This window comes from Sphingomonas sp. EU05-FHT14C10, assembly GCF_058790595.1.
Window position 1 is genome coordinate 34,418 of sequence record NZ_JBYTEN010000023.1, and the last position, 25,305, is coordinate 59,722.

The window sequence follows — 25,305 nt, forward strand, 5'->3', positions numbered from 1 at the left end:
CAAAAAGAAAGCGCCTCCGCCGCAAGGCGGAAGCGCTTTCGTTTCTCCGATGGCGCCCCGACCCGGGGGCGCCGCCGGTCTTAGCGGGCCGAGACCTTGATCGGGCCGGCGACGCCGGGCTGCACGTCGCTGAGGCTGAACGACACGTTGCGCGCGCCGATCTGGCCGCTCACGCGGTCGCCGCGGACGACGAAGGTGAAGTTCTCGCCAGTCGGATAGGTCTTGCCCGAGATCAGCTTGAGCTCGCCCTTGTTCTCTACATGGTAGACATAGGTGTTGCCGTCATGCTCGAAGCTGCGGTCGCCGGCGGCGGCGAGGGCAGGAGCGGAAACGGCAGCGAGGCTCAGAAGAGCGGTGGTGATGGTCAGCATTCGCATGGATATAACTCCCTAGTGAATGCCGTTCAGGTCTCTCTTAGGTTCTTTCATCTTCAATTTGTTGCATCGCAGCATCAATCGCAATCGCAAAGAACGTCAGGCTGGTTGCACTATTGTAAATCGGGATGGTGGAGATATCGGGATGTTTGGAGGCATGGCTTTGGCGCATGTTGTTGTGTCGGCTCGCTTCCGCCGGAATCCAAAGCTCTGGTGGACCGCAGGCGCGGCTTTCCGCTAAGGGCCGCCTTCACCCGCTTTTGCCGGACATGAGGATATGACGCTTTACCCACGCTTCGCCGCGCATCTGAACGACGTGCTCGACCGGATCGAGGCCGATGGTGGCCTGCCCGCCGGTCTTGCACGCGGCAATGTGACGGTCGAGCCGCCGCGCGACGCGAGCCATGGCGATCTGGCGACCAACGCCGCGATGGTGCTGGCAAAGCCCGCAGGCACCAATCCGCGCGCGCTGGCCGAGCTGATCGCTGAGGGGCTGCGCGGCGTCGACGGCGTCGAGAGCGTGGAGATCGCCGGACCGGGCTTCATCAACCTGCGGCTGGCCGAACCGGTCTGGCGCGGCGAGCTGGCGGCGATCCACGCCGGGGGCGACGATTATGGCCGCTCGGCGATCGGCCATGGCCGCCACGTCAATGTCGAATATGTCTCCGCCAACCCGACGGGCCCCATGCATATGGGCCATTGCCGGGGCGCAGTGGTGGGTGACGCGCTTGCCAGCCTGCTCGAATATGCCGGGCATGAGGTGACGCGCGAATATTATGTCAACGATGCGGGCGGGCAAGTCGACGTGCTCGCGCGCTCGGCGCACATGCGCTACCGCGAGGCGCTGGGCGAGGATATCGGCGCGATCCCCGAAGGCCTCTACCCCGGCGACTATCTGGTGCCGGTGGGCGAGGCGCTGGCGCGTCAATATGGCGACCGCTATGTGCTGGCGCCCGAAAGCGAATGGCTGGCGCTGTTCCGCAAGGGTGCCGTCGCGGCGATGATGGAGCTGATCAAGGCCGATCTCGCGCTGCTCGGGATCCATCACAATCTCTTCTCGTCGGAAGCCGAGCTGCAGGCCGAGGGCAAGCCCGAGGAGGCCGAGACGTGGCTGCGCGCGCACGACCTCGTCTATGACGGCGTGCTCGAAGCGCCCAAGGGCGAGACGCCCGAGGATTGGGAGCCGGTCGAGCTGCCGCTGTTCCGCTCGACGCGCTTCGGCGACGATCAGGACCGGCCGATCAAGAAGTCGAACGGCCAGTGGACCTATTTCGGCGCCGATCTCGCCTATCACTGGCAGAAGGCGCAGAGCGCCGACGAGCTGATCGACATCTGGGGCGCCGACCATGCCGGCACGGTCAAGCGGATCACCGCCGCCGTGCAGGCGCTTACGGGCGGCAAGACGCGCTTCGACGTCAAGCTGATCCAGATGGTCCGTCTGCTGCGCGGCGGCGAGCCGGTGAAGATGTCCAAGCGCGCGGGTAATTTCGTGACGCTGGCCGATGTCGTGCGCGAAGTGGGCAAGGATGTCGTCCGCTTCACCATGCTGACGCGCAAGGCCGATGCGCAGATGGATTTCGACTTCGCCAAGGTGGTCGAGGCATCGAAGGACAATCCCGTCTTCTACGTCCAATATGCCCATGCGCGCATCCGTTCGATCGGGCGGCGCTTCGCCGACGCCGGTATCGCCTGCGCGGGCGAGGCCGATCTCGGCCGGCTCGACGCGGAGGATCTGGCGCTGGTCAAGCTAGCGGCGCAATTCCCGCGCGTGGTCGAAGGGGCGGCCGCCGCACGCGAGCCTCATCGCGTCGCATTCTACCTCTATGATCTCGCTGCGGCCTTCCACGCCTATTTCAATGTCGGCAACGATCGCGCGGATCGGCGCGTCCTGATTGCGGATGATCCCGTGCTGAGCTGTGCGCGGCTTTATCTGGCGAATGGAATCGGGCAGATCATCCGCAACGGGCTCGCCATCATGGGCGTCGCGGCCGCCGAGGAGATGAAATGATGACGGATATCGATCGCGACGGTCTCAGCCTGCGCGACGAAGATCGTCTGCCCTGGCTGGAAGCGGTCGATGACGAGGATGATTATGAAGGCATCTCGCCTTTCCGCGTCGCGCTGTTCGTGCTCGCCGCGCTCATCCTGCTCGGCGCGGTGGTGGCCGGCATCTACCTCATCCAGAAGCGCCGCCATGCGCCCGCCGAGGGCGACGGCGCGCTGATCACCGCACCCGCCGGCGACTATAAGGTCAAGCCCGACGAGCCAGGCGGCATGGCCGTCGAAGGCAAGGGCGACACCACCTTCGCCGCAAGCCAGGGTGCTTCGCCCGAAGGCAAGATCGATCTGGAAGCGATCCCCGAAGCGCCGGTGACCGCGCCCAAGCCTGCGGATAACGAGCCCAAGGCCGCGCCGTCGGCGCCGCCGCAGGTCGCGGCCGCGCAGCCGCATGGCCAGCCGCCGGTCCAGGCCCAGCCCAAACCGCCCGCGCCGAAGCCCCAGCCCGCCAGGGTCGCGTCGGCGGCGGTTCCCGAATCCTCGGCGAAGCTCGCGCCCAAGGCGCCGACCAAACCCGCCGTGACCAAGCCGGCCGCTGCGGCCGCGGCGACTGGCGGCGGCGGCACGATCCAGCTCGGTGCGTTCGGGTCCGAGGCGATCGCCAATAGCGAGTGGAAGCGGCTTCAGGGGCGCTTTGCCTTCCTTGGCGGCTATGCGCCGTCGATCGTGCAGGCGCAGGTGGGCGGCAAGACCTATTACCGCCTGCAGGCCGCAGCGGGCGGGCAGGCACGCGACCTGTGCGGCAAGCTGAAGGTCGCGGGCGAGAATTGCCTGATCGTCGCCCATTGAGCCCGGCATGATCCCCGCCATTTTCGGCATCGCCGGCGAGACGCTGTCCGCCGACGAGCGCGCCTTCTTCGGCGACGTCGATCCGGCGGGCTATATCCTGTTCGCGCGCAATGCGGTCGATCGCGATCAGATGCGCCGGCTGACCGACGATCTGCGCGCGCTTTCGGGCCGTGCCGACGTGCCGATCCTGATCGATCAGGAGGGCGGGCGCGTGTCGCGGATGAAGCCGCCGGTATGGCCGGCCTTTCCGGCGCCGGCGCGTTTCGACGCGCTCTACGATCTCGCGCCGATCACCGCGATCGAGGCGGCGCGCGCGAATGCGCGGGCGCTGGGCATGATGCTGGCCGAGGTCGGCGTGAACGTCGATTGCCTGCCGTTGCTCGACGTGCGCCAGCCGGGCGCGTCCGAAGTCATTTCGGATCGTTCGCTGGGCGCCGATCCGATGCGCGTCGCGGCGCTTGGCCAGGCGGTGATCGAGGGGCTGGCCGAGGCCGGCGTGGTCGGCGTCGTCAAGCATATGCCGGGGCATGGCCGCGCGCTCGTCGACAGCCATTTGCAGCTGCCGGTGGTCGATGCCGATGCTGCGGCGCTGGAGGCCGATATCGAGCCTTTCCACCGGCTGGCGAACGCGCCGATGGGGATGACCGCGCATGTCGTCTACACGGCATGGGATGCCGATCGCCCGGCGACACTGTCTCCGACGGTGATCGGCGAGATCATTCGCGGCCGGATCGGCTTCGACGGCCTGCTGATGACCGACGATATCGACATGAAGGCCTTGAGCGGGAGCGCCGCCGAAAACGGCGCGGCCGCCGTCGCGGCCGGCTGCGATCTCGTGCTCAACTGCTGGGCGAAGATGGACGACATGGTTGCGACGGCCGATCTGCTGCCCGCCATATCGCCCGAATCGCGCCGCCGCCTGGATGCGGCAATGGCCGGAGTCGCCGCCGATCCGCGCCGCGATTTCGATGCGCAGATCGCGCGCCGCGACAGCCTTCTCGCGCTCGGCTGAACCTCCCGCGCTTCACTTAACGCCTTGTTGACCGGGGGCGTTCTACGCCGGGACGACGAAGGGTTTCCGGGGCGCGTGGGGCTGGTTTGCAAATGGCGTTAACCATGACTAAGCCGGCATATCCGTGGCCGATATGCCGATAGAGGCGCGGGGGCAGGCGTTCGGCGCGACCGGGGGCGGTTTGGCGGAGTGAGCGGCGTGGCGACTGTGAAGCGGCTTCGGGCATTTGCCTGGCGCGCGCCCCTTGCGAGGGGCGTGTCGGCGGCTATGCTCTGCGCGCTTCCGGCAGGCGCCTTCGCGCAGGACGCATACGGTCCCGCCGCACCCGCCACGGCTGCGGCAGACACCGCCATTCTGGATCGGCCGCCGGGGGTGACGCCCGAGCTCAACCGGGCGATCGAGCAGGCCTTTGGCAGCTATCCCGCCATCCGATCGGCCAAGGCGCAGATCCGCGCCGCGCGCGCCGACGTGAAGGGCGCGAAATGGCTCAGCTATCCCAGCGTCAGCGTCGAGGGCTTCGCCTATGCCGGCGGGCGCAAGACGATCACCGGCGATAATGGCGTGACCGCCAACGTCGTCGTCGAGCAGCCCTTGTGGGCGAGCGGACGGATCGACGGCACGATCAAGCGTGCGGAGGCCGACAAGCTGGCGGCCGATGCGGCGCTGCTCGAAACCGCGCTCGCGATCGCGGTGCGGCTCAGCGACGCTTATTATGCGCTGGCGCAGTCGGCGGTCGATGCGGCGATCCTCGACGAAGGCCTGGCCGAGCATCGCCGGCTGGTCGAGACGATCACGCGGCGCATCGAGCAGGAAATCAGCCCGCGCGCCGATCTCGACCTTGCCCAGTCGCGCGTCGCGCAGCTCGAGCAGCGGCTGGCGGCGGCGGTCGCCTCGCGCGCGGCGGCGCTCCAGGCGCTCCGCGAGCTGGTCGGCGACCAGAATTATGATCCGGGCAACGTGCCGACCTATGACGCGCGCGTTCATCATCCCGATCCCGCGCAGGCGCTGGAACAGGGGGTGACGTGCAGCCCGACGCGCCAGCGGCTGACCGCGCAGGCGCTGGCCGCCAAGGCCAATGTCGAGGTGGTGACCAGCCAGGCCCTGCCCCAGCTCAGCGCCCAATATTCGCATAATGAGGTGACGGGCGACCGCGTGGGCGTGGTGCTGCGCGCGCAGACGAGCGGCGGGCTCTCCAACCTGACCGCGATCGACGCCGCCAAGCTGCGCCGCCAGTCCGCCGACCTCGACGTCGGCGTTGCCGAGCGCGACCTGCGCCAGCTGCTCGCCGCCGATCTCGCGCAGAATGAGGCCGACCGGCAGCGCATCGTCGAGGCCGCCAAGGCCGCCGTCGCGACGCGCGTCGTCACTGAGTCCTACAAGCGCCAGTTCACCGCCAACGGCCGCAGCTGGTTCGACGTGATGAACGCCGTGCGCGAGGCGACCGATGCCGAGCTGACGCAGGCGGATACCGAAATCGACGCCATGGCGACCAATGCGCGCATCCTGCTGCGCACCTGTCGCTGGCAGCCCACCCCTGGAAGCGCGAACGAGCCATGAGTACCGGCCTTCTTCACCTCGTCCCCCTGCTGGCCCGCCAGCGTGGCGTGGAACTAGCCCCCAACTGGTATGGCGACGTGCTGACCGGCGACGAGGATTTCGACGGGCGCGACGGGCTGCGCCGGCTTGCCACCCATGCGCGCTGGGCGCCGCCGGTGCCGATCGAAGGCAGGCCGCGCGCCGATCGCTTCCCGCTTTTCGCCTATACGCTCGATCTCGGCTGGGTGCTGGCCGAGCAATGGGAGAATGTCGACGACCTGCGCGTGGTGAGCGACGCGGGCGCGGCGACGGTGCGCTGGTCGGCGGACATGATCTTCTTCGACCTCGATCTGCCCGATCCGGTGAAGCGGACGAGCACGCCGCGCGCGATCGACATTTTCTGGCGCGCGCTGATGGCGCGCAAGAATATCCTGCTGAGCGCCGCGCTGGCGACGCTGGTCGCCAACATCATCACGCTCGCGACCTCGCTCTATTCGATGCAGGTCTATGATCGCGTGATCCCGCGCGCGGGCTATTCGACCCTGTGGGTGCTGACAGTCGGCGTGCTTGTCGCCCTCGCGCTCGACTTCCTGCTGAGGACGGTGCGCGCGCTGATGGTCGAGCGCGAGGCGGCGACGATCGACGCCGAGATTTCCGAATTCTTCTTCGCCCGGTCGCAGGCCGTGCGGCTCGACGCCCGCCCGCCCGAAGTGGGCACGATGGCGGCGCAGTTGCGCGGGCTGGAACAGGTGCGCGCGATGATGTCGTCGGGCTCGCTCTTCCTTGTCGCCGATCTGCCTTTCGCCCTGTTTTTCCTCGCGGTCATCGCGGCGATCGGCGGCCCGGTCGTCATCGTGCCGCTGCTGACCTTCCCGATCGCGCTGGGGCTGGGCTGGCTGTTCGCACGGCTGATCCGCAACGACACCGACAAGGCGCAGGTCAGCGCCAACCGCAAGAACGGCCTGCTCGTCGAATCGCTCGACGCGGCGGAAACGGTGAAGGCCAATCGCGGCCACTGGCACATGCTGGGCCGCTGGAACCGCCTGATGGACGACATCCATCATTATGAGGATCCGGTGAAGCGCTGGTCCTCGATGGCCGGTTCGATCTTCTCGACGCTCCAGCAGCTTTCCTATGTCGCGCTCGTCGCCTTCGGCGCGATCGAGGTGACGCGCGGCAACATGACGATGGGCGGCCTTATCGCCTGCACGATCATCGCCGGGCGGGTGAACGGGCCGCTCGTCGCGACGTTGCCCAATTTCATCGTCCAGTGGGGCTATGCGCGCTCGTCGCTGCGCGCGCTCGACCGCATCCTCGCCATGCCGATGGACGACGCGGCGGGTGTCGTCAGCCTCCGCCCCGAACGCCTTACCGGGCCGCTGCGCCTCGAAGGCGTCAAGTTCGCCTATCCGGGCGCGCGCGAAGCGATCGACATTCCGCTGTTCGAGGTCGCCGAAGGCGAGCGCGTCGCGATCATCGGCGGGGTCGGATCGGGCAAGTCGACGCTGCTCCGTTTGATGTCCGGCATCTATGCGCCGCAGCAGGGGCAGGCGATGGCGGGCGGGCTCGATCTCAGCCAGATCGCCAGCGACGTGGTGCGCCGCCATATCGGCTATCTGCCGCAGGACATCCGGCTGGTGAACGGCACGCTGCGCGACAATCTGCTGCTCGGCCTTGCCAATCCCGGCGACGACAAGCTGATGGAGGTTGCGGCGAAGAGCGGCCTCGCGCCGATCATCTCGGCGCATCCGCGCGGGCTCGACCTGCCGATCGCCGAGGGCGGGCGCGGGCTTTCGGGAGGTCAGCGCGCGCTGACCGGGCTCACGCGGATGCTGCTTGCCGCGCCTTCGACGATGCTGCTCGACGAGCCGACCGCCAATCTCGATCAGGCGACCGAGAATATGGTGCTGGCTGCGATCCAGGAAAAATTGGGCAGCGGCGGCCGGCTGGTCCTCGTCACGCACAAGCTGCAGCTGCTTGCGCTCGTCCAGCGTGTCGTGGTGATGGCCGGCGGACGGATCATCCTCGACGGGCCGACGTCCGAAGTGGTGGCGCGGCTCGCGCCCAAGCGCCCCGCGCAGGTCTCGACCGAGCCGCCCGCGCCACCCCGGGTGGAGTCGGCCTGAGCCATGGAGACGCATCGCCGCAAGGCCGGGCTGAGCGCCGCCAACTGGATCATCCTGCTCAGCGCCGTCACCGTTTTCGCCTTCATCATCTGGTCGCTCTGGGCCGAGCTCGACCAGATCACCCGTGCGCGCGGCGTCGCGATCCCCAGTGGGCGCGTGCAGCTGGTGCAGAGCGCCGATGGCGGAGTGATCAAGGAAATCAGGGTGCGCGAGGGGCAGACGGTCAAGAAGGGCCAGCTGCTCGTCACGCTCGACAAGATCAAGCTGGGCGCGGGCGCCGATGAAGCGCGCGCGCGCGTCGCGGGGCTTAAAAGCGCAATGGTCCGCATCCAGGCCGAGCTGTTCAACAAGCCGCTGGCTTTCCCGGCGGACGTGCAAGCCTTCCCCGATTTCGTCGCCAACCAGCGCCAGCTCTATGCGCAGCGCCGCGCCTCCAATGCGGCGGATATCAACGCGCTCGAGGCGCAGGCGCGGCTGGCGCGGCAGGAACTGGGGATGAACCAGCCGCTGGTCGCGAGCGGAGACGTTGCGCGATCGGAGATTATCCGGATGCAGCGCAACGTCGCCGACATCAACGGCCAGATCGCGATGCGTCGCGCGCGCTACCTTGCCGATCTGCAGACCGAATATGCGCAGACCGAGGAACAGCTCGTTTCCGCGCAGCAGATGCTCACCCAGCGCGCCGATGCGCTGGGCAGCGCCGATCTGGTCGCGCCCACCGACGGCGTGGTCAAGAATATCCGCGTGACCACGGTCGGCGGCGTGCTCCAGCCCGGCGAGGAGATGCTGAGCATCGTGCCCACCGCCGACGCGCTGATCGTCGAAGCCAAGGTCTCGCCGGCGGACATCGCCTTCGTGCGCGTGGGGCAGACCGCCTCGGTCAAGTTCGACGCCTATGACAGCTCGATCTATGGCGCGGCGGAAGGGCGGGTGACCTTCGTCTCGCCCGATACGCTGACCGAGGAGCGGCCGGGCGCGCCGGCGGAGACTTTCTACCGCGTCCGCCTTGCCGTCGACACGCGCCGCATGCGCCCGCACGAGCCCGGCGAGACGATCACCATCCAGCCGGGCATGACCGCGACGGTGGAGATCAAGACCGGGCGCAGCACCGTGTTCCGCTACCTCACCAAGCCGATCACCAAGACGACGTCGGAATCGCTGGGGGAGCGGTAAGTCGGGCCTATCGGCTTCGTTGACGTAGGGCCACGCGCACCCCATCTCCCGCGTCCATCCCAAAGCGGAAAGCAAAATCGCTATGACCACTCAAACCGCAATACTCGCTGGCGGCTGCTTCTGGTGCACCGAGGCCGTGTTCGACGACGTTATCGGTGTCTCATCGGTCGAGAGCGGCTATATCGGCGGGCATCTCGACCGGCCGACCTACAAGCAGGTGTGCGGCGGCGACACCGGCCATGCCGAGGCCGTCAGGCTGAGCTTCGATCCCGATCAGATCAGCTATGCCGACTTGCTCGATATCTTCTTCCACACCCACGACCCGACCCAGCTCAACCGGCAGGGCAATGATGTCGGCACCCAGTATCGCACCGCGATCTTCCCGCTCGACGCCGAGCAGGAGGCCGAGGCGCGTGCCGCGATCGCGCGGGCGCAGACCGATTGGGACAAGCCAATCGTGACGACAATCGAGAAGCCGGGCGAGTGGTGGCCGGCCGAGGATTATCATCAGGAATATTTCGAGCGCGAAGGGGCGTCCAATCCCTATTGCGTCGCTGTGGTCGCGCCCAAGCTCCAGAAGTTCCGCAAAAGTTACGCCGCCCGGTTGAAGCGTTAAATCGATCTTGAGGCTACTTGGCTAGGTCGGCGGTGTCACTTAAAGCCACGCCGACCTGCCATGGAGTCCGCTTCGATGAAACCAGTTCGCAAGGCCGTCTTTCCCGTGGGCGGCCTCGGCACGCGCTTCCTGCCCGCCACCAAGGCGATGCCCAAGGAAATGCTGCCGATCGTCGATCGTCCGCTGATCCAATATGCGGTAGACGAAGCGCGCGAGGCGGGGATCGAGCAGATGATCTTCGTCACCGGTCGCGGCAAATCGGCGATCGAAGACCATTTCGACATCGCCTACGAGCTCGAGAACACGATGACGACGCGCGGCAAGTCGCTCGACCTGCTGCGCGATACGCGGATGAAGCCCGGCGCGGTCGCCTATGTCCGCCAGCAGGAGCCGATGGGCCTCGGCCACGCCGTGTGGTGCGCGCGCGACATCGTCGGTGACGAGCCCTTCGCCGTCCTCCTCGCCGACGATCTCATGGTCGGCCAGCCCGGCTGCCTCCGCCAGATGGTCGACGCCTATCACCGCATCGGCGGCGGCAACGTCATCTGCGCGCAGCAAGTGCCCGAGGATCGCACGCACATGTACGGCGTCGTCACGCCCGGCGGCCGCGACGGCGCGATCACCGAGGTGAAGGGGCTGGTCGAGAAGCCCAGGCAGGGCACGTCGCCGTCCAACCTTGCGGTCATCGGCCGCTACATCCTCCAGCCCGAAGTGATGGATGTCCTCGCCGGGCAGGAAAAGGGCGCGGGCGGCGAGATCCAGCTCACCGACGCCATGGCGACGATGATCGGCAAGCAGCCCTTCCATGCCGTCACCTTCGACGGGACGCGGTATGATTGCGGCGACAAGGCCGGCTATATCCAGGCCAATCTGGTGCTGGCGCTCCAGCGCGAGGATATCGGGCCGGAAGTCCGCGCCTTCGCGGTCGATCTGCTGAAGGACTGAGCCTACGCGCCGTCATTGCGAGCGTAGCGAAGCAATCCAGAAATGCCCGGCATCGGGCTGGATTGCTTCGTCGCCATGCTCCTCGCAATGACGGGGGATTATTTCGCGGTGGCCTTTTGGTCGGCGCGATACAGGTCCCACTCGTCGATGATCCGGCCATCGGGCAGGTGGCAGTAGCCGCGCTCGCCATCACTTTCCTTGCGGATCTCGACCTTGCCGCCGCGCTTCGCGCAATAGACCGACGCCGGATTGGCCATGCCGATCGCCGGCGCCGGCTGGCTGGGCGCGTGATTGGCGCAGGCGGCGGCGATCAGAGGCGTCAGTAGGCAGAGGCGTTTCATCTCGTTTCTCCCTGTGCCGAGGAAAGCAGATCGCGCCGCCGCGTCAAGCCGCCGCGCGCCGCAGCCGGTCGTTGATCGCGGCCCCCAGCCCGGCATCGGGAATGGGGCGGATCGCGATACTCGCGCGATCGGACAAGTCGGCGGCATGGAGCGCGTCGAACAGCCGCGCTGCGGCCTCGACCGGATCGCCCGTTTGGCTCAGCGCATAATCGCTCGCGCCGGGGCCGAAGCCGATCAGATAAGCATCGCCGGGGTCGCCGTCGATGCCCAGCCGCAAAGGCTTGGCGGGGGCATAATGGCTGGTCATCTGCCCCGGTGCCTCGATCGGCCCGGGCGTCGCGCCTTCGATCGGCAATCCCGTCGCCTCGGCCAGCGCCTCGGGCAGGATGGGGCCGGGGCGGAGCAGGCGGAGGCGGTCGGGCGCGACCGCGACGATCGTCGATTCGATGCCGACGCCCGTCGCACCGTCGTCGATGATCAGCGGGATGTGCCCGCCAAGGCTGCGCGCGACATGCTCGGCGCGCGTCGGGCTGATCGTCCCGCTGGCATTGGCCGAAGGCGCTGCCAGCGGCCGGTCAGCCGCGGCGAGCAAGGCGCGCATCGCGCGGTGGGCGGGCGCGCGCAGCGCGATCGTCGCGAGGCCCGCAGTTGCGATGCGCGCGATCGGGCCGCCTTCGCGCGCGGGCAGCACCATGGTCAGCGGCCCCGGCCAGAATGTCGCCGCCAGTCGCGCGGCGACGGCATCGACATCGGCCAGCCGCGCGGCGGCCTCGACATCGGGCACATGCACGATCAGCGGATTGAAGGAAGGGCGCCCCTTGGCGGCATAGATGCCCGCCACCGCATCGGCATCGGTTGCGTCGGCGGCGAGGCCGTAAACCGTCTCGGTCGGGATTGCGACCGGGCGGCCCGCGCGGATCAGCGTCGCCGCCTCGGCGATCGCTGCCTCACCGAAGGGCAGGATGCGCGTGTCAGACGTCATGATAGGCACGATACCAGTCGACGAAGCGCGGAATGCCGACGGCGATCGGCGTCGTCGGCGCATAGCCCAGATCGGCGGCGATCGCCGATATGTCGGCAAAGGTTTCGGGCACGTCGCCGGGCTGCATCGGCAGCAGCTCGCGGATCGCTTCGCGCCCGCACGCCTGCTCGATCGTGGTGATCAGGTCGGTCAGCTTCTCGGACCGGTTGTTGCCGATATTGTAGATGCGGTGCGGGGCGGTGCTGCCGCCCGGCTTGGGGGCGCCGTCGTCCTGCGGCGGCCGGTCGACGCTCGCGATCACGCCCGCGACGATATCGTCGATATAGGTGAAGTCGCGCCGCATCTCGCCATGGTTGAACACCGGGATCGGCCGGCCCGCCAGTATCGCATCGGTGAACAGCCATGCCGCCATGTCGGGCCGGCCCCAGGGGCCATAGACCGTGAAGAAGCGCAGGCCGGTGAGCGGGATGCGATAGAGATGCGCATAGCTCTCGCTCATCAGCTCGTCGGCCTTCTTGGTCGCGGCATAAAGCGAGACGGGGTGGTCGACGCGGTCGCCCACGCTGAACGGCAGGCTCTTGTTGCCGCCATAGACCGAGGAGGAGGAGGCATAGACCGTCGGCACGCCCCGCGCTCGCGCGATTTCGAGCAGGTTGAGATGGCCGACCAGATTGGCGCGGGCATAGGCACGGGGATTGTCGATCGAATGGCGCACGCCTGCCTGCGCACCGAGATGGACGATGTCGGTCAGCGCCTCGCCCGCCAGCGCGGCATCGAGCGCCTGATCGTCGGCGAAGTCGAGCCGCTTCATCGCAAAGGCGTCGCCGAAGCGCGCCTTGAGGTCGGCGGCGCGATCCTCTTTCAGCTTGGGCGCATAATAGGCGTTGAAATCGTCGATCCCGACGACCGCATCGCCGCGCGCCAGCAACTGCGCCGCGACGTGATAGCCGATGAACCCGGCCGCGCCGGTGACGAGGATTCGCTTCATCCGCGCAACCCCTGGGCGTTGCCATCGGCCATGCCGTAACGGCGGATCGGCTGATTTGTGAGGATCATGGAGCGGAGCTATACGCGGCGCGAAACCGCAGGCAAGGCCGATGATCCCATGAGCTATACTCCGCCCGTTACCGAACAGCGTTTCGTCCTCGATCATGTCGTCGGCATCGCCGATCTCGCCGCCGACGAGCGCTATGCCGCCGCCACGCCCGATCTGGTCGATGCGATCGTCGAAGGCGCAGGCGCCTTTGCCGAGGGCGAATATGCGCCGCTCAACCGGATCGGCGACGAAGTGGGCGCAGTGTGGAAGGACGGCACGGTTTCGATGCCAGAGGGCTTCCACGCCGCCTATCGCGCCTTCGTCGAAAATGGCTGGGGCAGCATCTCCGCGCCCGAGGCGTTCGGCGGGCAGGGGCTTCCCCATGTGCTGGCGACGGTGGTGATGGAGGATCTCGGCACTGCGAACATGGGCTTCTCGCTCATCAACATGCTGACCCCCGGTGCGATCGAGGCGCTGATCGCGCACGGCACCGACGAGCAGCGCGAGACCTGGCTGCCCAGGCTGGTCTCGGGCGAATGGAACGGCACGATGAACCTCACCGAGCCGCAGGCGGGTTCCGATGTCGGCGCGCTGCGCACGCAGGCGACTCCGGCTGGCGACGGATCGTGGCGCATCGCCGGCACCAAGATCTTCATCACCTTCGGCGAGCACGACCTGACGGACAATATCGTCCACCTCGTCCTCGCCCGTACGCCGGGTTCGCCCGATGGGACGCGCGGCATCTCGCTCTTCCTCGTGCCCAAGATCAGGCTCGACGGCACGCCCAACGACGTCCGCTGCGTCTCGATCGAACATAAGCTGGGCATCCACGCCTCGCCGACCTGCGTCATGTCCTACGGCGACAATGGCGATTGCCACGGCTGGCTGATCGGCCCGGAAAATGCGGGCATGCGTGCGATGTTCACGATGATGAACAATGCCCGCCTCAATGTCGGGCTGCAGGGCGTGCAGATCGCCGAGCGCGCGACGCAGCAGGCCGTCGTCTACGCCCGCGAACGCGCGCAGGGCGGGGCGACGATCGTCCATTATCCCGACGTGCGGCGGATGCTGCTGCGCATGAAGGCGCTGACGCAGGCCGCCCGCGCGCTCATCTACTATGCCGCCGGCCAGCTCGATCGCGGCCATCTGGGCGATGCCGACGCCAGGGCGCGGCTCGATCTGCTCACCCCGCTCGCCAAGGCCTATGGCACCGATATCGGCTGCGAAGTCACCTCGATCGGCGTTCAGGTTCATGGCGGCATGGGCTTCATCGAGGAAACGGGCGCGGCGCAACATTATCGTGATGCCCGCATCGCCCCGATCTACGAAGGCACCAACGGCATCCAGGCCGCCGACCTCGTCGGGCGCAAGCTGGGCCTCGAGGGCGGCGAGGTGTTCCGCCGCCTGATCGCCGACGTGAAGCGCGACGCCGTGCCGGAGCTGGCTGCGCTCACCGCCGCGGTCGAGCATGTCGGCACGCAGCTGTCGGGCGCCAGCGCCGAGGATCGGCAGGCAGGCAGCTATCCCTTCCTCACCATGGTGTCGGTGCTGGTCGCCGGCTGGCTGATGGCGCGGCAGGAGAAGGCGGCGGCGGCGGCCGGGGGCGATCCGGCCTTCCTCGCGATGAAGAAGGCGGCGTCGCGCTTCTACCTCGAACGCATCGTCCCCGAGGCATTGGGCCTCGAGGCCGGGGCGACGGGCGGCGCGGCGCTGCTCTACACCGTCGATGAGGATGCGTTGATGGCGTGACCGCCGTCCATCCCATCCGTAAATCTACGTTGATCGACAAGCGCCGGTGCGGTGCTATCATCGCTGCATGATGGCTGAAACGCATGTGCTCGATCGGCCGCCGGAAGGGGCGGGGGCCGACTGGACGATACCGCAGAACTGGGCCGCTTATACGGCCGAGGATCATGCGACCTGGGATCTGCTGTTCGATCGGCAGGCGAAGCTGCTGCCCGGCCGCGCCTCCGAGGCGTGGCTGCGCGGGCTGGACGTGCTCAAGCTCTCCAAGCCCGGCATTCCCGATTTCGAGGAATTGTCCGAACGGCTGACGCGGGCGACGGGGTGGAGCGTGGTCGCCGTCCCCGGCCTCGTGCCCGATGACGTCTTCTTCGATCATCTCGCCAATCGCCGTTTCGTCGCGGGCAATTTCATCCGCCGCCGCGACCAGCTCGATTATCTGCAGGAGCCCGACGTCTTTCACGACGTGTTCGGCCATGTGCCGATGCTCGCCGATCCGGTCTTCGCCGATTACATGGTGGCCTATGGGCAGGGCGGGCTGCGCGCGATGCGCCATGGATCGCTCAAGAAGCTGGCGCGGCTCTACTGGTACACGGTCGAGTTCGGGCTGGTCGAGGAAGCCGGCGGCTTGCGCATCTATGGATCGGGCATCGTCTCGTCGAAGGGCGAGAGCATCTTCGCGCTCGACGACCCCAGCCCCAACCGCATCGGCTTCGACCTGAAGCGCGTGATGCGCACCGATTATCGGATCGACGATTATCAGCAGAGCTATTTCGTGATCCCGAGCTTCGAGGAGCTGCTGCGCGTCACGGTAGAGACCGATTTCGCACCGCTCTATGCCGAACTCGAAGCGCTTCCCGACATCGCGGTCGACGCGATTGTCCCGGGCGACCGCGTCATCACGCGCGGCACGCAGGCTTATGTGCTGGGGAAGGGATAGGCGTGCGATTGCTGCCAGTCAGGCTGCATTCAGCATGAAAAGCGACTATCGCCGCCGGGTTTCAGGGACGGAGCTTTCCCAATGCGATTGAGGGTCAGGACGGCGCTTGCGGGCATGGGAGCGCTCGCCGTTGCGACGGCCGCCTTTGCGGCCGGCAAGGATGCGCATGTCATGAGCGTCGCGCTGCCCGACGGTTCGGTGGCGCAGATTCATTATTATGGCGACATCCCGCCGCAGGTCGAAGTCGCGCAGGCGCCCAGCGTGGCGCCCGATGATTTCGCGCCCGCCGGCGACGGTTCGGATGCCACGCCCTTCGCGATGGTCGACGAGATCAGCGCGGAAATGAGCAAGCAGGTCGAAGCGATGCTTCGGCAGGTGGCGCATGTCGATGCCATGGTCGCGGCGCAGCCGGCGTCGGCCGCTCCCACCTTCGACATGGCGGCGCTCAAGTCGATGCCTGCGGGCACCGTCCATTACAGTTTCGTCTCGACGAGCAGCGGCAGCGGCGGCACGTGTAGCCGCAGCATCCAGATGACCTCGATGGGGCCGGACCACGCGCCCAAGGTTGTCGAGCAGAACAAGGGAGATTGTGTGGTCGGGGCCAAGCCCGGCGCGACGACGCCAGCGACGCAGGCGAAACCCGCCAGCGATGCCGCGCCGCTGATCCAGGCCAAGGTCGCGGCGCCGCATCAGTCGATCTGAAGACTTTCCCGAGGCCCAAAGAGCGGGGCGGTCGCACGTTGCGGCCGCCCCATTTTCTTATCTTGTGAACCTGCGCTTCACCATCCGGAGCGTCGGCCAGTCGCCATTGGTGATGCTGCCGGCAAGCCGCAGACCCTGTTGGCGATAGGCGGCGGCGACACGGTCGGCCTGCGTGTCGAGCAGGCCGGCAAGGATCAGCGTCCCGCCCGGCTTCAGCGCCGCGCCGATATCGGGCGCAAGGTCGATCAGCGGCTGGGCGAGGATGTTGGCGATGATCAGGTCGAATGGAGCGTGTGCGACGATCAGCCGGTCGTCGAGCCCTTCGGCGACGGCCAGCGCAAGCTGCCCGCGCGCGGGGCCGAGGGGAATGCGATTGATCCCGGCATTCTCGGCGGTCACGCGGATCGAGACCGGATCGATATCCGATGCCGTCGCGAAGGCGAGCGGCCACAGCTTCATCGCGGCGAAGGCGAGCAGGCCGGTGCCCGTGCCCACGTCGATGACGTTGCGGAACATCGCGCCGCGCCGCTTGAGCAGATCGAGCGTCTGGAGGCAGCCGGTGGTCGTTTCATGCTGGCCGGTGCCGAAGGCGAGGCCCGCCTCGATCAGGAAGGGGATGCTGCCGGCGGGAGGCTCGCCATCGAAGGTCGAGGTGTGGACGAAGAAGCGGCCGGCATGGACCGGCTCCAGGCCCTGCTGGCTGATCGTCACCCAATCGGCGTCGGGCACGCGCTCCAGCACCGGCTTCGCCTTCCTGGCGCTCGGCACGAGTCCGTGGATCAGATCGACCGTCTTCTTGTCGGGCTTGCCGTCGAAATAGGCGTCGAGCTGCCATGCGTCGGGCTTCGCGGGGTCGGGTTCGCTCGTCATCAGCACCGGCTGTGGATCGAGCGCGGCAAGCGCGGTTATGTCGCCGGCCAGCATCTCCGCCTCGGCCTTGGTGCAGGGCAGCGTCAGTTTCCAGCTTTCGCCGGCGGGCGCCGCTTTCTCCGATGTGCGCTTAGCGGACATAGCTTGCTCCGTTGATGTCGATCACCGCCCCGGTCATCGAAGGCGGCGCCTGAAGCGCGAGATAGCGCACGGCCGACGCCACTTCCTCGGGATCGGCGACCTTGCCCAGCGGAATGTCGGCAAGCAATGCGTCGCCGCCGCGGCTCGCCAGATACTCCTCGGCCATGCCCGTCATGGTGAAGCCGGGGCAGACGGCAAAGGCATAGATGCCCTCGCGGGCATAGCCGCGCGCGATTGTCTTGGTCATCGCCACCATGCCGGCCTTGGATGCGGCATAATGCCAGTGCGCCGGGCTGTCGCCGCGATAGGCAGCGCGGCTGGCGATATTGACGATGCGCCCGCCGCCATTGGCCTGGAAATGACGGACGGCGAGGCGGCAGAGCTGCGCCGATGCGGTGAGATTGACCTGCATCGTCCGCTCCCACCCGGCGAGCCAGGCATCGTCATCGGCGTCGAGCGGCGTCGCCTCGAAGATGCCGGCATTGTTGATCAGCACGTCGATCCGCCCGCCGAGCGTATCGAGCGCCTTTTCCCAGATGCGCGCCGGGGTGGCGGGATCGGCAAGGTCGCCATCGGCGCTGCCGGTGCCGAGCAGCGACTGGTCGGCAAGCGCGGCGCTGCAGGCGGCGCCGATGCCGCGCGTCGCGCCGGTCAGGAGGATCGTGGTCATGCGCGGGGTTTAGCCCCGGCTGCGTGAAAGGGAAGGGGGGGCGGCGGCCCCCGGAGGTATCAGGCCACCAGCCTCACATAATCATCGGCGGCCAGCTTCAGGTGGCTGAGCTGCGAGTCGACCTTGCGGAAGCCCGCTTCCAACTCGTCGATTTCCGAGGCGACGGATTCGGTGTCGCTGCGGATCGCCGCGATCGTGGTCGACATCGAATCGGCGGCCAGCGCGGTCTCGTCGACGGCGGCGGTGATCATCGTCACGGTGCGCGCCTGCGTTTCCATCGCGGCGCGGATGCGGTCGGCGCTCTGCTGCACCTCGCCCACCGTGTCGCGGATCGATCCGTTGGCGTCGACCGTGGTGCGCGTCGCTGCCTGGATGGTCGCGATGCGCGCGGCGATATCGTCGGTCGCGCGCGCCGTCTGGTTGGCAAGCGTCTTCACTTCCTGCGCGACGACGGCGAAGCCGCGTCCCGCATCGCCCGCGCGCGCGGCCTCGATCGTCGCGTTGAGCGCGAGGAGGTTGGTCTGCCCGGCAATGTCGCGGATCAGGCCGAGGATCGATTCGATCGACTGGGCATGGCCGCTCAGCGCTTCGGACATGCTGACCGCGCTCGTCGCCTGCGTCGCGGCGCGCGTCGCCACGTCCGCCGCGATCTCGACTTCGCTGCGCGCTTCCTCGATCGCGCGGATCAGGCCGGCGGCGGTGTGCGCCGCTTCGCGCATCGCGATCGCCGACTGCTCGGCGGCGGCGGCGACTTCGGATGCCTTGCCAAGCATGCCGCGCGCGGCTTCCGACGCTTCATTGGCCTGGCCGCGCAGCGTCTCGCCGAGCGAGAAGGCGCTGGAGACTTCGCCCGCGATCCGGTTCTTGAACAGGTCGGCATGCTCGACGCGCTCGGAGCGCGCGAGGAATGCCTGATATTCGGCGATGTAGGACGACATCAGGTCGGCCTCGATCAGCGCGAGTCGCATGATCGCATCCATCAGCCGCTGATGGCGATCGGGATCGCCCGCGCTTGTCTCGAAAATGAGGCGATATGTGGTTTTATGGGCGTGCGACAAAGCGGCAAGCAAGGTCGCCTGCGGAATGCCCGCCGCCTGAGTCAGCCGCGCATAGTCCAGCGCGAGATCGGCCCATTGCTGCGAGGTCGGGTCATTATAGCCAAGCCGGATATAGTCGGCCGAACTCGCGATCGCGCGCTCGAGATCGGCGCCTTCGGTCTTGACCGGCATGCGCGGCGAGGCGTTGAAATAGGCCCAGAATTCGCCCGCAATCTCAAGCTCGCGCCCTTCGATCAACGCCGCGACCTCGCGGCAATCGGCCGCAAAGTTGCCGTCGCGATCGAAATCGGCGAGTCGATCGGCAAGCGAAATGCGGCTCCTGAAACTTTCCGCCTCGACACCGCCGAAAACCTTGACCCCCGCCATGAGCTACTCCCGAACACTGCTTGCGCGGGTGACTGTTAAACCGGGGAGGTAAAGCCACGGTTAATCGTTAATCTCTCGCGGGCGCAGCAGAGCGGTTGCACCCGTCGCATCATGCGCTAAGAGGCTCGCGACCGGATCAGATACGGGAAAGCCATGGCACATCGAAATCCCGCGCGGCCGCTCTCGCCGCACCTCTCCATCTGGAAATGGGGGCCGCATATGGCGGTGTCCATCGTCCACCGCGCGACGGGGATCGCGATGGCGACCGCCGGCCTCGTGCTGTTCACCGCCTGGCTGGCGGCGGCGGCAAGCGGGCCGGACGCCTATGCCGCGCTGCTCGAATGCATCGCGCACCCGCTGGTTCACATCCTGCTGGTCATCGTCGGCATCGGTATCACCTGGTCCTTCTTCCAGCATCTCTGCTCGGGCCTGCGTCACCTCATGCTCGATACCGGTGCGGGCTATGAGTTGAAGGCCAACCGCAAATGGGCCTCGCTCACCTTCCTCGTCTCGATCACGCTGACCGCGATCGTCTGGATCCTGATCTTCAAGGGGGCCTTCTGATGGGACGCGGGACTGAACTGGGTCGCGTGCGCGGCCTCGGCTCGGCGCATGAAGGCGCGCATCATTTCTGGCATTCGCGGCTGACGGCGGTGTTCAACCTGGCGCTTGTCGTCTGGTTCATCGTCTCGCTGCTTCGCCTGCCTTCGCTTGACTATGCAACGGTTTCGGCCTGGCTCGGCCAGCCGCTGGTCGCGGTGCCGATGCTGCTGCTGATCGCCTCGGTCTTCTACCATGTCCGCCTCGGCCTGCAGGTCTTCATCGAGGATTATGTGCATGACGAAGGGCTGAAGCTCGGCGCGCTCGTCCTCCTCAACGCCTATGTGATCGGGCTTGGCGCGCTGGCCGCCTTCTCGGTCCTCAAGATCGCCTTCACCGGGACGCATGCATGATGTCCGACGCCTATAAGATCATCGATCACACCTATGACGCGGTCGTCGTCGGGGCCGGCGGCTCCGGCCTCCGCGCGGTGATGGAATGTGCGCAGAACGGGCTCAAGACCGCCTGCATCACCAAGGTGTTCCCCACCCGATCGCACACCGTCGCGGCGCAGGGCGGCATCGCCGCTTCGCTGGGCAATATGGGCCCGGATCACTGGACCTGGCACATGTACGATACCGTCAAGGGTTCCGACTGGCTCGGCGACCAGGACGCGATCGAATATATGGTCCGCGAGGCCCCGGCTGCGGTCTACGAACTCGAGCATGCCGGCATGCCCTTCAGCCGCACCGACGCGGGCAAGATCTACCAGCGTCCCTTCGGCGGCATGATGCAGAATATGGGCGAAGGCCCGCCCGCGCAGCGCACCTGCGCGGCCGCCGACCGCACCGGCCACGCGATGCTGCACGCGCTCTACCAGCAGAGCCTGCGCTACGACGCCGATTTCTTCATCGAATATTTCGCGCTCGACCTGATCATGGTCGATGGCGAGTGCCGCGGCGTGATCGCGCTGTGCATGGAAGACGGCACGATCCACCGCTTCCGCTCCAAGTCGGTCGTGCTGGCGACGGGCGGCTATGGTCGCGCCTATTTCTCGGCGACTTCGGCGCACACCTGCACGGGCGACGGCGGCGGCATGGCGCTGCGCGCGGGGCTGGCGCTGCAGGACATGGAATTCGTCCAGTTCCACCCGACCGGCATCTACGGCGCGGGCGTGCTCATCACCGAAGGTGCGCGCGGCGAAGGCGGCTACCTCACCAATTCGGAAGGCGAGCGCTTCATGGAGCGCTATGCCCCGTCGGCCAAGGATCTCGCCTCGCGCGACGTCGTGTCGCGCTCGATGGCGATGGAAATCCGCGAAGGACGCGGCGTGGGCAAGGAGAAGGACCATATCTACCTTCACCTCGACCATATCGACCCCAAGGTGCTGGCGGAGCGTCTGCCGGGCATCACCGAGACCGGCAAGATCTTCGCCGGCGTCGATCTGACGCGCCAGCCGCTGCCGGTGGTGCCGACCGTCCACTATAATATGGGCGGCATCCCGACCAACTATCATGGCGAGGTCGTCCAGCTGAAGGACGGCAATCCCGATGCGGTCGTCCCCGGCCTGTTCGCAGTGGGCGAGGCGGCGTGCGTCTCGGTCCACGGCGCGAACCGCCTCGGCTCCAACTCGCTCATCGATCTCGTGGTGTTCGGCCGCGCGACGGGCAAGCGCATCGCCGACATCGTCAAGCCGGGCAGCGCGCCTGCGCCGCTTCCCCAGGATTCGGCCGAACCCGCGCTGGCGCGTCTCGACAAATATCGCAACGCCAATGGCGCCTCGCCGACGGCCGAGGTCCGCCTCGACATGCAGAAGACGATGCAGCGCCACGCCGCCGTGTTCCGCACGACCGAGCTGCTTGCCGAAGGTATGACGCATATCGATCAGGTCGCGAAGCGCATGACCGACCTGCACGTCACCGACAAGAGCCTGATCTGGAACACCGATCTGGTCGAGACGCTTGAGCTCGACAATCTGATCGGCCAGGCGGTGGTGACGATGCACTCGGCCGCCAACCGCACCGAAAGCCGCGGCGCACACATGCACGAGGATCATCCGGATCGCGACGACAAGAACTGGATGAAGCACACGATCAGCACGTTCGATTATGCGAACGGCGAGGTCGCGATCGATTATCGCCCGGTCCACGATTACACGCTGACTGACGAGATCGATTATATCAAACCCAAGAAGCGCGTTTACTGATCGACGGGCGGGGCGAAGGCTCCGCCCGCTTCGCATTCGCGCATCGCCGCGCGAAATGGCTGCGGCGCCCCCGCCGTCATTTCAGGACGCAGGGCGCTCCTAACACATTGCAAAAAGTTAATTTTTCTTTCGCCCGAGAGTCTTCGACGCGGCGTAGCCCCGACATGTCGTTAACGACTCGTTGGGGAAGTAACATGCTCAAATCCCGTGCTATGATCCTTGCCGGCGCCCTCTCGCCGGTGCTTTTCGCTGCTGCGCTTCCGGCTCCGGCCGAAGCGGCGACCCTTTATGAAACCGCCAGCTACACCGGCGACGATACCGGCGAATATATCGTCCAGAGCGGCCATTATATGGGTGCGGCCTTCACGCTGACGCAGACCACCGACATCACCGCCGTCGGCGGCCAGTTCGGCGGTTTTCCGTCGGGCACCATCTACGCGGCGATCATTCCGCTCGCGTCGCTCGACGCGCTGCCCGCCGCCGCGCCCGGCGCGATCGCCGGCATAAGCCTCGGCCACACCGTGTTCGCCGTCACATCGGGCACGCACGATCAGTCGGCGGCGCTGCCGCTGACGCTTGCCGCCGGCACCTATGCCGTGCTGTTCGGCTCGGGCGAGTTCGGCGCGAGCGGCTGGGCGGGCTTCGGCGATCTCAACACGCCGGTCGGCCAGTCGCACATGTTCGCCTCGGTCTTCTCGTCGGACTGGAACGACTTCAACGATGCCGGCGTGCGCATCTTCGTCGAAGGCAATGCCGTTCCCGAGCCCGCGACGTGGGCGATGCTGATCGCCGGCTTCGGCATGGTGGGTGGCGCGATGCGTCGCCGCGCGAGGTTCGCCGCCGCCTGATCGCTTTCGGCCGGATGCCCCGGAAACGGGGCGGGGCATCCGCGGTTACGCTTGCTCCACGACAAATCGCGACCAATTGCGACAATATGAGGCTTGATCGTGCGCCACATTGCGCATGATTTCCCCCCGTCCCACGGAGGAGACGGGCATGTATTCGAAAGCTGAACGCACGAACGGCGGCAAGCTGATCGTCGCAATATTGATCGGCCTTGCGCTGAGTATTCCGCTCTTTTCGATCTATCTGCTGGTCTATGATCGCCAGTCGCAGTCCGAAACGGCACGCGCCTCGATCGCCGAAGGCTGGGGCGGGCCACAGACCATCGCCGGCCCGGTTTTGGTCATTCCCTATGCCGATGTCGCGACCGAGACGGTCAGCGAGGGCGGCGCGCCCGTGACGCGCAGCCACAGCGTTTGGCGCGAGCTGGTGCTGGCGCCCGAGATCGCCGCGATCGACACCAGGATGCGCCCCGAGCACCGTCGGCGCTCGATCTACGAGACGGTCGTCTATGAAGCCGATTTGAAGGGTGCGGCGCGTTTCGTACTGCCGTCCGACCTCGCACGGCTGGGCGTTAAGCCGGAGACGATCGCCTTCGACCGTGCCGAGCTGCGCTTCGGCCTGTCCGATCCGCGCGGCCTGTTCGGCGCCCCGCCCGTCGTCACCGTCGCCGGCAAGACACTCGCGCTGCAGCCGGGGAAGGGGCTGGCGGAAAGCGGCGGGTCGGGATTCTTCGCACCGCTCGACGCCTCTGCGCTCAGGGCCGGGGCGATCGGCACGCACTTCGCTTATGCTTTTCGCGGCAATGGTTGGCTGACGCTCAAGCCGCTTGGCGGCGATACCCGCTGGACGCTGAGCTCGCCCTGGCCGCACCCCAGCTTCCAGGGCGGCTTCCTGCCCGCATCGCGCCGCGTCGACGACAAGGGCTTCGTCGCAAGCTGGCGGGTCGGCAATCTCGCGCTTGGCCGTTCGCTCGCCAGCACGGGCGATGCCGGCGACAGCGCGAAGGCGCGCAATTATTATGAGAGCGCACCCGCCGGCGATCGCGAGGCGCGCGTGACGCTCGTCCAGCCGGTCGATCTCTACGCGCAGGTCAATCGCGCGGTAAAATACGGGTTCCTGTTCATCGGCTTCACCTTCCTCGCCTTCCTGATGTTCGACGTGATCGGCGGCGTGCGCGTGGCCGGCGCGGAATATCTGCTCGTCGGTGCCGGGCTGGTGCTGTTCTTCGTGTTGTTGCTGGCGCTGGCCGAGATCGTCGGCTTCAACATCGCCTATGTGGCGGCGAGTGCGGCGATCATCGGTCAGATCGGGCTCTATTCGGCCGCCGTCCTGCGCAGTCGCCGCCGCGCGGCCTATGTCGGCGGGCTGCTCGTCGCGCTCTATGCGGTGCTTTATGTGCTGCTTAGCCTTGAGGCTTATTCCCTGCTGATCGGGGCGCTGCTACTCTTCGTCGGCCTCGGCGTGGTGATGTATGCGACGCGCCGGCTCGACTGGGCAAGCGCGGGTGCCGGGCGGCCCGACGATGCGGGGATCCTCCCGGATGCCCCTGCGGGTGATAGTCTATCCGTATAGTCACTTATTGGTATGGTCGACATTCTGTTGGACATGTGGATAACAGGCGTTTCGACACCGGAAGAAACCGAAGGAGGAGTCAAATGGCACATAATGTTCGCCGCAAGATGACGATGCTGTTCACGGCCGCGGCCTTTACCGTGGCGGCCGCCGCAGCCGCCCCCGCATCCGCCGCCTCGACCAAGTCGATCGATCGTTTCGAGGACAGCCTCGCCGCCGCCGGTTTCGAAGCCAAGCCCGCCACCACGCCCGATCAGCAGGCGATGATGGCCCGCCTTCCCGCCGACAAGCTGTCGCGTCGCGTGGTCGGCGACAACATCGTCTACGTTTATCCCGATCCCAAGGCGTGCAACTGCATCTATGTCGGCGATCAGGCCGCTTTCGGTGAACTGCGCAAGGCGCAGGCTGCCAAGCAGCTCGCCGACGAACGTCAGATGACGGCTGAGGATTATGCCGATCCGGCCTGGAGCTGGGGCGCCTGGGCCCCCTGGGGTCCGCGCTGGGGCGGCTTCGGCTTCGGCGGCTGGCGCGGCTGGTAATAGTCTGGCGTTGTGAGATGCGCTGATCGCGCATCTCGCGGCGCCGGCCCGCTCCCCCACCCGGCCTCCCACAGAGTGTATCCTGGATGGGAGGCCGGGTGGGGGGTGTCTCTTATACACATCT

At 67.0% G+C, this 25,305-nt stretch carries 24 protein-coding genes; 17 read left to right on the forward strand and 7 right to left on the reverse strand.

What is annotated here, in order from left to right; all coding sequences use genetic code 11:
* Positions 1–80: 80 nt before the first annotated feature.
* Positions 81–377 carry a hypothetical protein gene (locus tag AC3WT0_RS17290; RefSeq protein WP_492754681.1) on the reverse strand — a complete coding sequence of 99 codons (297 nt, stop codon included), beginning with the start codon at positions 375–377 and terminating at the stop codon, positions 81–83.
* Between the two features lie 274 nt (positions 378–651).
* Between AC3WT0_RS17290 and argS the strand changes: the two genes are divergently transcribed.
* The 8 genes from argS (at position 652) to galU (ending at position 10,629) form a co-directional block, all read left to right on the forward strand.
* On the forward strand, positions 652–2,382 hold the full coding sequence (gene argS, locus AC3WT0_RS17295) for an arginine--tRNA ligase (RefSeq protein WP_492754682.1): 1,731 nt from the start codon (positions 652–654) through the stop codon (positions 2,380–2,382).
* Positions 2,379–3,221, forward strand: coding sequence for an SPOR domain-containing protein (locus tag AC3WT0_RS17300; RefSeq protein WP_492754683.1), 843 nt, complete (start codon positions 2,379–2,381; stop codon positions 3,219–3,221). The genes argS and AC3WT0_RS17300 overlap by 4 nt, the downstream gene beginning before the upstream one ends.
* A gap of 7 nt (positions 3,222–3,228) precedes the next feature.
* Positions 3,229–4,233, forward strand: coding sequence for a beta-N-acetylhexosaminidase (nagZ, locus tag AC3WT0_RS17305; RefSeq protein WP_492754684.1), 1,005 nt, complete (start codon positions 3,229–3,231; stop codon positions 4,231–4,233).
* 198 nt (positions 4,234–4,431) lie between these two features.
* Positions 4,432–5,790, forward strand: coding sequence for a TolC family protein (locus AC3WT0_RS17310; protein ID WP_492754685.1), 1,359 nt, complete (start codon positions 4,432–4,434; stop codon positions 5,788–5,790).
* Entirely contained in the window at positions 5,787–7,895 is a 2,109-nt protein-coding gene (locus AC3WT0_RS17315) for an ATP-binding cassette domain-containing protein (RefSeq protein WP_492754686.1), read from the forward strand. The genes AC3WT0_RS17310 and AC3WT0_RS17315 overlap by 4 nt, the downstream gene beginning before the upstream one ends.
* 3 nt (positions 7,896–7,898) lie before the next feature.
* The gene (locus AC3WT0_RS17320) at positions 7,899–9,068 is read left to right on the forward strand and encodes an HlyD family type I secretion periplasmic adaptor subunit (protein ID WP_492754687.1); all 1,170 of its coding nucleotides are present in this window, start codon (positions 7,899–7,901) and stop codon (positions 9,066–9,068) included.
* An 82-nt stretch (positions 9,069–9,150) separates the two neighbouring features.
* Positions 9,151–9,684, forward strand: coding sequence for a peptide-methionine (S)-S-oxide reductase MsrA (gene msrA, locus AC3WT0_RS17325; RefSeq protein WP_492754688.1), 534 nt, complete (start codon positions 9,151–9,153; stop codon positions 9,682–9,684).
* A gap of 75 nt (positions 9,685–9,759) precedes the next feature.
* Positions 9,760–10,629 carry a UTP--glucose-1-phosphate uridylyltransferase GalU gene (gene galU, locus AC3WT0_RS17330; protein ID WP_492754689.1) on the forward strand — a complete coding sequence of 290 codons (870 nt, stop codon included), beginning with the start codon at positions 9,760–9,762 and terminating at the stop codon, positions 10,627–10,629.
* A gap of 98 nt (positions 10,630–10,727) precedes the next feature.
* Here the strand turns inward: galU and AC3WT0_RS17335 are convergent, their stop codons facing one another.
* From AC3WT0_RS17335 to AC3WT0_RS17345, 3 genes are read right to left on the reverse strand one after another with little or no spacing between them, the layout of a single operon-like run.
* Positions 10,728–10,970, reverse strand: a complete 243-nt coding sequence (locus AC3WT0_RS17335; protein WP_492754690.1) for a putative hemolysin — start codon at positions 10,968–10,970, stop codon at positions 10,728–10,730.
* Between the two features lie 43 nt (positions 10,971–11,013).
* The gene (locus AC3WT0_RS17340; RefSeq protein WP_492754691.1) at positions 11,014–11,952 is read right to left on the reverse strand and encodes an L-threonylcarbamoyladenylate synthase; all 939 of its coding nucleotides are present in this window, start codon (positions 11,950–11,952) and stop codon (positions 11,014–11,016) included.
* Entirely contained in the window at positions 11,942–12,940 is a 999-nt protein-coding gene (locus tag AC3WT0_RS17345) for an NAD-dependent epimerase/dehydratase family protein (protein WP_492754692.1), read from the reverse strand. Before AC3WT0_RS17345 ends, AC3WT0_RS17340 begins: the two co-directional genes overlap by 11 nt.
* A gap of 117 nt (positions 12,941–13,057) precedes the next feature.
* Between AC3WT0_RS17345 and AC3WT0_RS17350 the strand changes: the two genes are divergently transcribed.
* From AC3WT0_RS17350 to AC3WT0_RS17360, 3 genes are all read left to right on the forward strand, one after another.
* Positions 13,058–14,737 (forward strand): acyl-CoA dehydrogenase family protein, encoded by a 1,680-nt coding sequence (locus AC3WT0_RS17350; RefSeq protein WP_492754705.1) that lies wholly within the window; start codon positions 13,058–13,060, stop codon positions 14,735–14,737.
* Positions 14,738–14,804: 67 nt separating this feature from the next.
* The gene (gene phhA, locus AC3WT0_RS17355; RefSeq protein ID WP_492754693.1) at positions 14,805–15,671 is read left to right on the forward strand and encodes a phenylalanine 4-monooxygenase; all 867 of its coding nucleotides are present in this window, start codon (positions 14,805–14,807) and stop codon (positions 15,669–15,671) included.
* Positions 15,672–15,752: 81 nt separating this feature from the next.
* Complete coding sequence (locus tag AC3WT0_RS17360) at positions 15,753–16,373, forward strand: hypothetical protein (protein WP_492754694.1); 621 nt, start codon at positions 15,753–15,755, stop codon at positions 16,371–16,373.
* 57 nt (positions 16,374–16,430) lie between these two features.
* On the opposite strand, the gene AC3WT0_RS17365 is transcribed toward AC3WT0_RS17360, so the two are convergent.
* From AC3WT0_RS17365 to AC3WT0_RS17375, 3 genes are read right to left on the reverse strand one after another with little or no spacing between them, the layout of a single operon-like run.
* Complete coding sequence (locus AC3WT0_RS17365; protein WP_492754695.1) at positions 16,431–17,384, reverse strand: 50S ribosomal protein L11 methyltransferase; 954 nt, start codon at positions 17,382–17,384, stop codon at positions 16,431–16,433.
* Positions 17,374–18,054 carry an SDR family NAD(P)-dependent oxidoreductase gene (locus tag AC3WT0_RS17370; RefSeq protein WP_492754696.1) on the reverse strand — a complete coding sequence of 227 codons (681 nt, stop codon included), beginning with the start codon at positions 18,052–18,054 and terminating at the stop codon, positions 17,374–17,376. The genes AC3WT0_RS17365 and AC3WT0_RS17370 overlap by 11 nt, the downstream gene beginning before the upstream one ends.
* A gap of 59 nt (positions 18,055–18,113) precedes the next feature.
* Positions 18,114–19,478 (reverse strand): methyl-accepting chemotaxis protein, encoded by a 1,365-nt coding sequence (locus AC3WT0_RS17375; protein WP_492754697.1) that lies wholly within the window; start codon positions 19,476–19,478, stop codon positions 18,114–18,116.
* 153 nt (positions 19,479–19,631) lie between these two features.
* On the opposite strand from AC3WT0_RS17375, the gene sdhC reads away from it, so the two are divergent.
* The 6 genes from sdhC to AC3WT0_RS17405 all read left to right on the forward strand — a co-directional run bounded on the left by sdhC (position 19,632) and on the right by AC3WT0_RS17405 (position 25,181).
* A complete protein-coding gene (sdhC, locus tag AC3WT0_RS17380) occupies positions 19,632–20,042 on the forward strand; it encodes a succinate dehydrogenase, cytochrome b556 subunit (RefSeq protein ID WP_492754698.1) in 411 nt (136 codons plus the stop codon).
* Positions 20,042–20,431, forward strand: coding sequence for a succinate dehydrogenase, hydrophobic membrane anchor protein (gene sdhD / locus AC3WT0_RS17385; RefSeq protein WP_492754699.1), 390 nt, complete (start codon positions 20,042–20,044; stop codon positions 20,429–20,431). The genes sdhC and sdhD overlap by 1 nt, the downstream gene beginning before the upstream one ends.
* Positions 20,431–22,224 (forward strand): succinate dehydrogenase flavoprotein subunit, encoded by a 1,794-nt coding sequence (gene sdhA, locus AC3WT0_RS17390; RefSeq protein WP_492754700.1) that lies wholly within the window; start codon positions 20,431–20,433, stop codon positions 22,222–22,224. Before sdhD ends, sdhA begins: the two co-directional genes overlap by 1 nt.
* A gap of 194 nt (positions 22,225–22,418) precedes the next feature.
* On the forward strand, positions 22,419–23,072 hold the full coding sequence (locus tag AC3WT0_RS17395) for a PEPxxWA-CTERM sorting domain-containing protein (RefSeq protein WP_492754701.1): 654 nt from the start codon (positions 22,419–22,421) through the stop codon (positions 23,070–23,072).
* Positions 23,073–23,220: 148 nt separating this feature from the next.
* Positions 23,221–24,642 carry a cell envelope integrity protein CreD gene (gene creD / locus AC3WT0_RS17400; RefSeq protein ID WP_492754702.1) on the forward strand — a complete coding sequence of 474 codons (1,422 nt, stop codon included), beginning with the start codon at positions 23,221–23,223 and terminating at the stop codon, positions 24,640–24,642.
* Between the two features lie 83 nt (positions 24,643–24,725).
* Positions 24,726–25,181 carry a hypothetical protein gene (locus tag AC3WT0_RS17405; RefSeq protein ID WP_492754703.1) on the forward strand — a complete coding sequence of 152 codons (456 nt, stop codon included), beginning with the start codon at positions 24,726–24,728 and terminating at the stop codon, positions 25,179–25,181.
* Positions 25,182–25,305 lie beyond the last annotated feature (124 nt).

Excerpts from the sequence above, each read along its gene's own strand:
- sdhA (WP_492754700.1), top strand. The coding sequence starts at position 20,431 with ATGTCCGACGCCTATAAGATCATCGATCACACCTATGACGCGGTCGTC.
- AC3WT0_RS17350 (WP_492754705.1), top strand. The coding sequence starts at position 13,058 with ATGAGCTATACTCCGCCCGTTACCGAACAGCGTTTCGTCCTCGATCAT.
- AC3WT0_RS17365 (WP_492754695.1), bottom strand. The coding sequence starts at position 17,384 with ATGTCCGCTAAGCGCACATCGGAGAAAGCGGCGCCCGCCGGCGAAAGC.
- AC3WT0_RS17320 (WP_492754687.1), top strand. The coding sequence starts at position 7,899 with ATGGAGACGCATCGCCGCAAGGCCGGGCTGAGCGCCGCCAACTGGATC.
- sdhC (WP_492754698.1), top strand. The coding sequence starts at position 19,632 with ATGGCACATCGAAATCCCGCGCGGCCGCTCTCGCCGCACCTCTCCATC.
- AC3WT0_RS17370 (WP_492754696.1), bottom strand. The coding sequence starts at position 18,054 with ATGACCACGATCCTCCTGACCGGCGCGACGCGCGGCATCGGCGCCGCC.
- AC3WT0_RS17300 (WP_492754683.1), top strand. The coding sequence starts at position 2,379 with ATGATGACGGATATCGATCGCGACGGTCTCAGCCTGCGCGACGAAGAT.
- AC3WT0_RS17360 (WP_492754694.1), top strand. The coding sequence starts at position 15,753 with ATGCGATTGAGGGTCAGGACGGCGCTTGCGGGCATGGGAGCGCTCGCC.
- AC3WT0_RS17340 (WP_492754691.1), bottom strand. The coding sequence starts at position 11,952 with ATGACGTCTGACACGCGCATCCTGCCCTTCGGTGAGGCAGCGATCGCC.
- AC3WT0_RS17290 (WP_492754681.1), bottom strand. The coding sequence starts at position 377 with ATGCGAATGCTGACCATCACCACCGCTCTTCTGAGCCTCGCTGCCGTT.
- phhA (WP_492754693.1), top strand. The coding sequence starts at position 14,805 with ATGATGGCTGAAACGCATGTGCTCGATCGGCCGCCGGAAGGGGCGGGG.
- AC3WT0_RS17375 (WP_492754697.1), bottom strand. The coding sequence starts at position 19,478 with ATGGCGGGGGTCAAGGTTTTCGGCGGTGTCGAGGCGGAAAGTTTCAGG.
- creD (WP_492754702.1), top strand. The coding sequence starts at position 23,221 with ATGTATTCGAAAGCTGAACGCACGAACGGCGGCAAGCTGATCGTCGCA.
- AC3WT0_RS17405 (WP_492754703.1), top strand. The coding sequence starts at position 24,726 with ATGGCACATAATGTTCGCCGCAAGATGACGATGCTGTTCACGGCCGCG.
- AC3WT0_RS17335 (WP_492754690.1), bottom strand. The coding sequence starts at position 10,970 with ATGAAACGCCTCTGCCTACTGACGCCTCTGATCGCCGCCGCCTGCGCC.
- nagZ (WP_492754684.1), top strand. The coding sequence starts at position 3,229 with ATGATCCCCGCCATTTTCGGCATCGCCGGCGAGACGCTGTCCGCCGAC.
- galU (WP_492754689.1), top strand. The coding sequence starts at position 9,760 with ATGAAACCAGTTCGCAAGGCCGTCTTTCCCGTGGGCGGCCTCGGCACG.
- AC3WT0_RS17345 (WP_492754692.1), bottom strand. The coding sequence starts at position 12,940 with ATGAAGCGAATCCTCGTCACCGGCGCGGCCGGGTTCATCGGCTATCAC.
- msrA (WP_492754688.1), top strand. The coding sequence starts at position 9,151 with ATGACCACTCAAACCGCAATACTCGCTGGCGGCTGCTTCTGGTGCACC.
- AC3WT0_RS17395 (WP_492754701.1), top strand. The coding sequence starts at position 22,419 with ATGCTCAAATCCCGTGCTATGATCCTTGCCGGCGCCCTCTCGCCGGTG.
- sdhD (WP_492754699.1), top strand. The coding sequence starts at position 20,042 with ATGGGACGCGGGACTGAACTGGGTCGCGTGCGCGGCCTCGGCTCGGCG.
- argS (WP_492754682.1), top strand. The coding sequence starts at position 652 with ATGACGCTTTACCCACGCTTCGCCGCGCATCTGAACGACGTGCTCGAC.
- AC3WT0_RS17315 (WP_492754686.1), top strand. The coding sequence starts at position 5,787 with ATGAGTACCGGCCTTCTTCACCTCGTCCCCCTGCTGGCCCGCCAGCGT.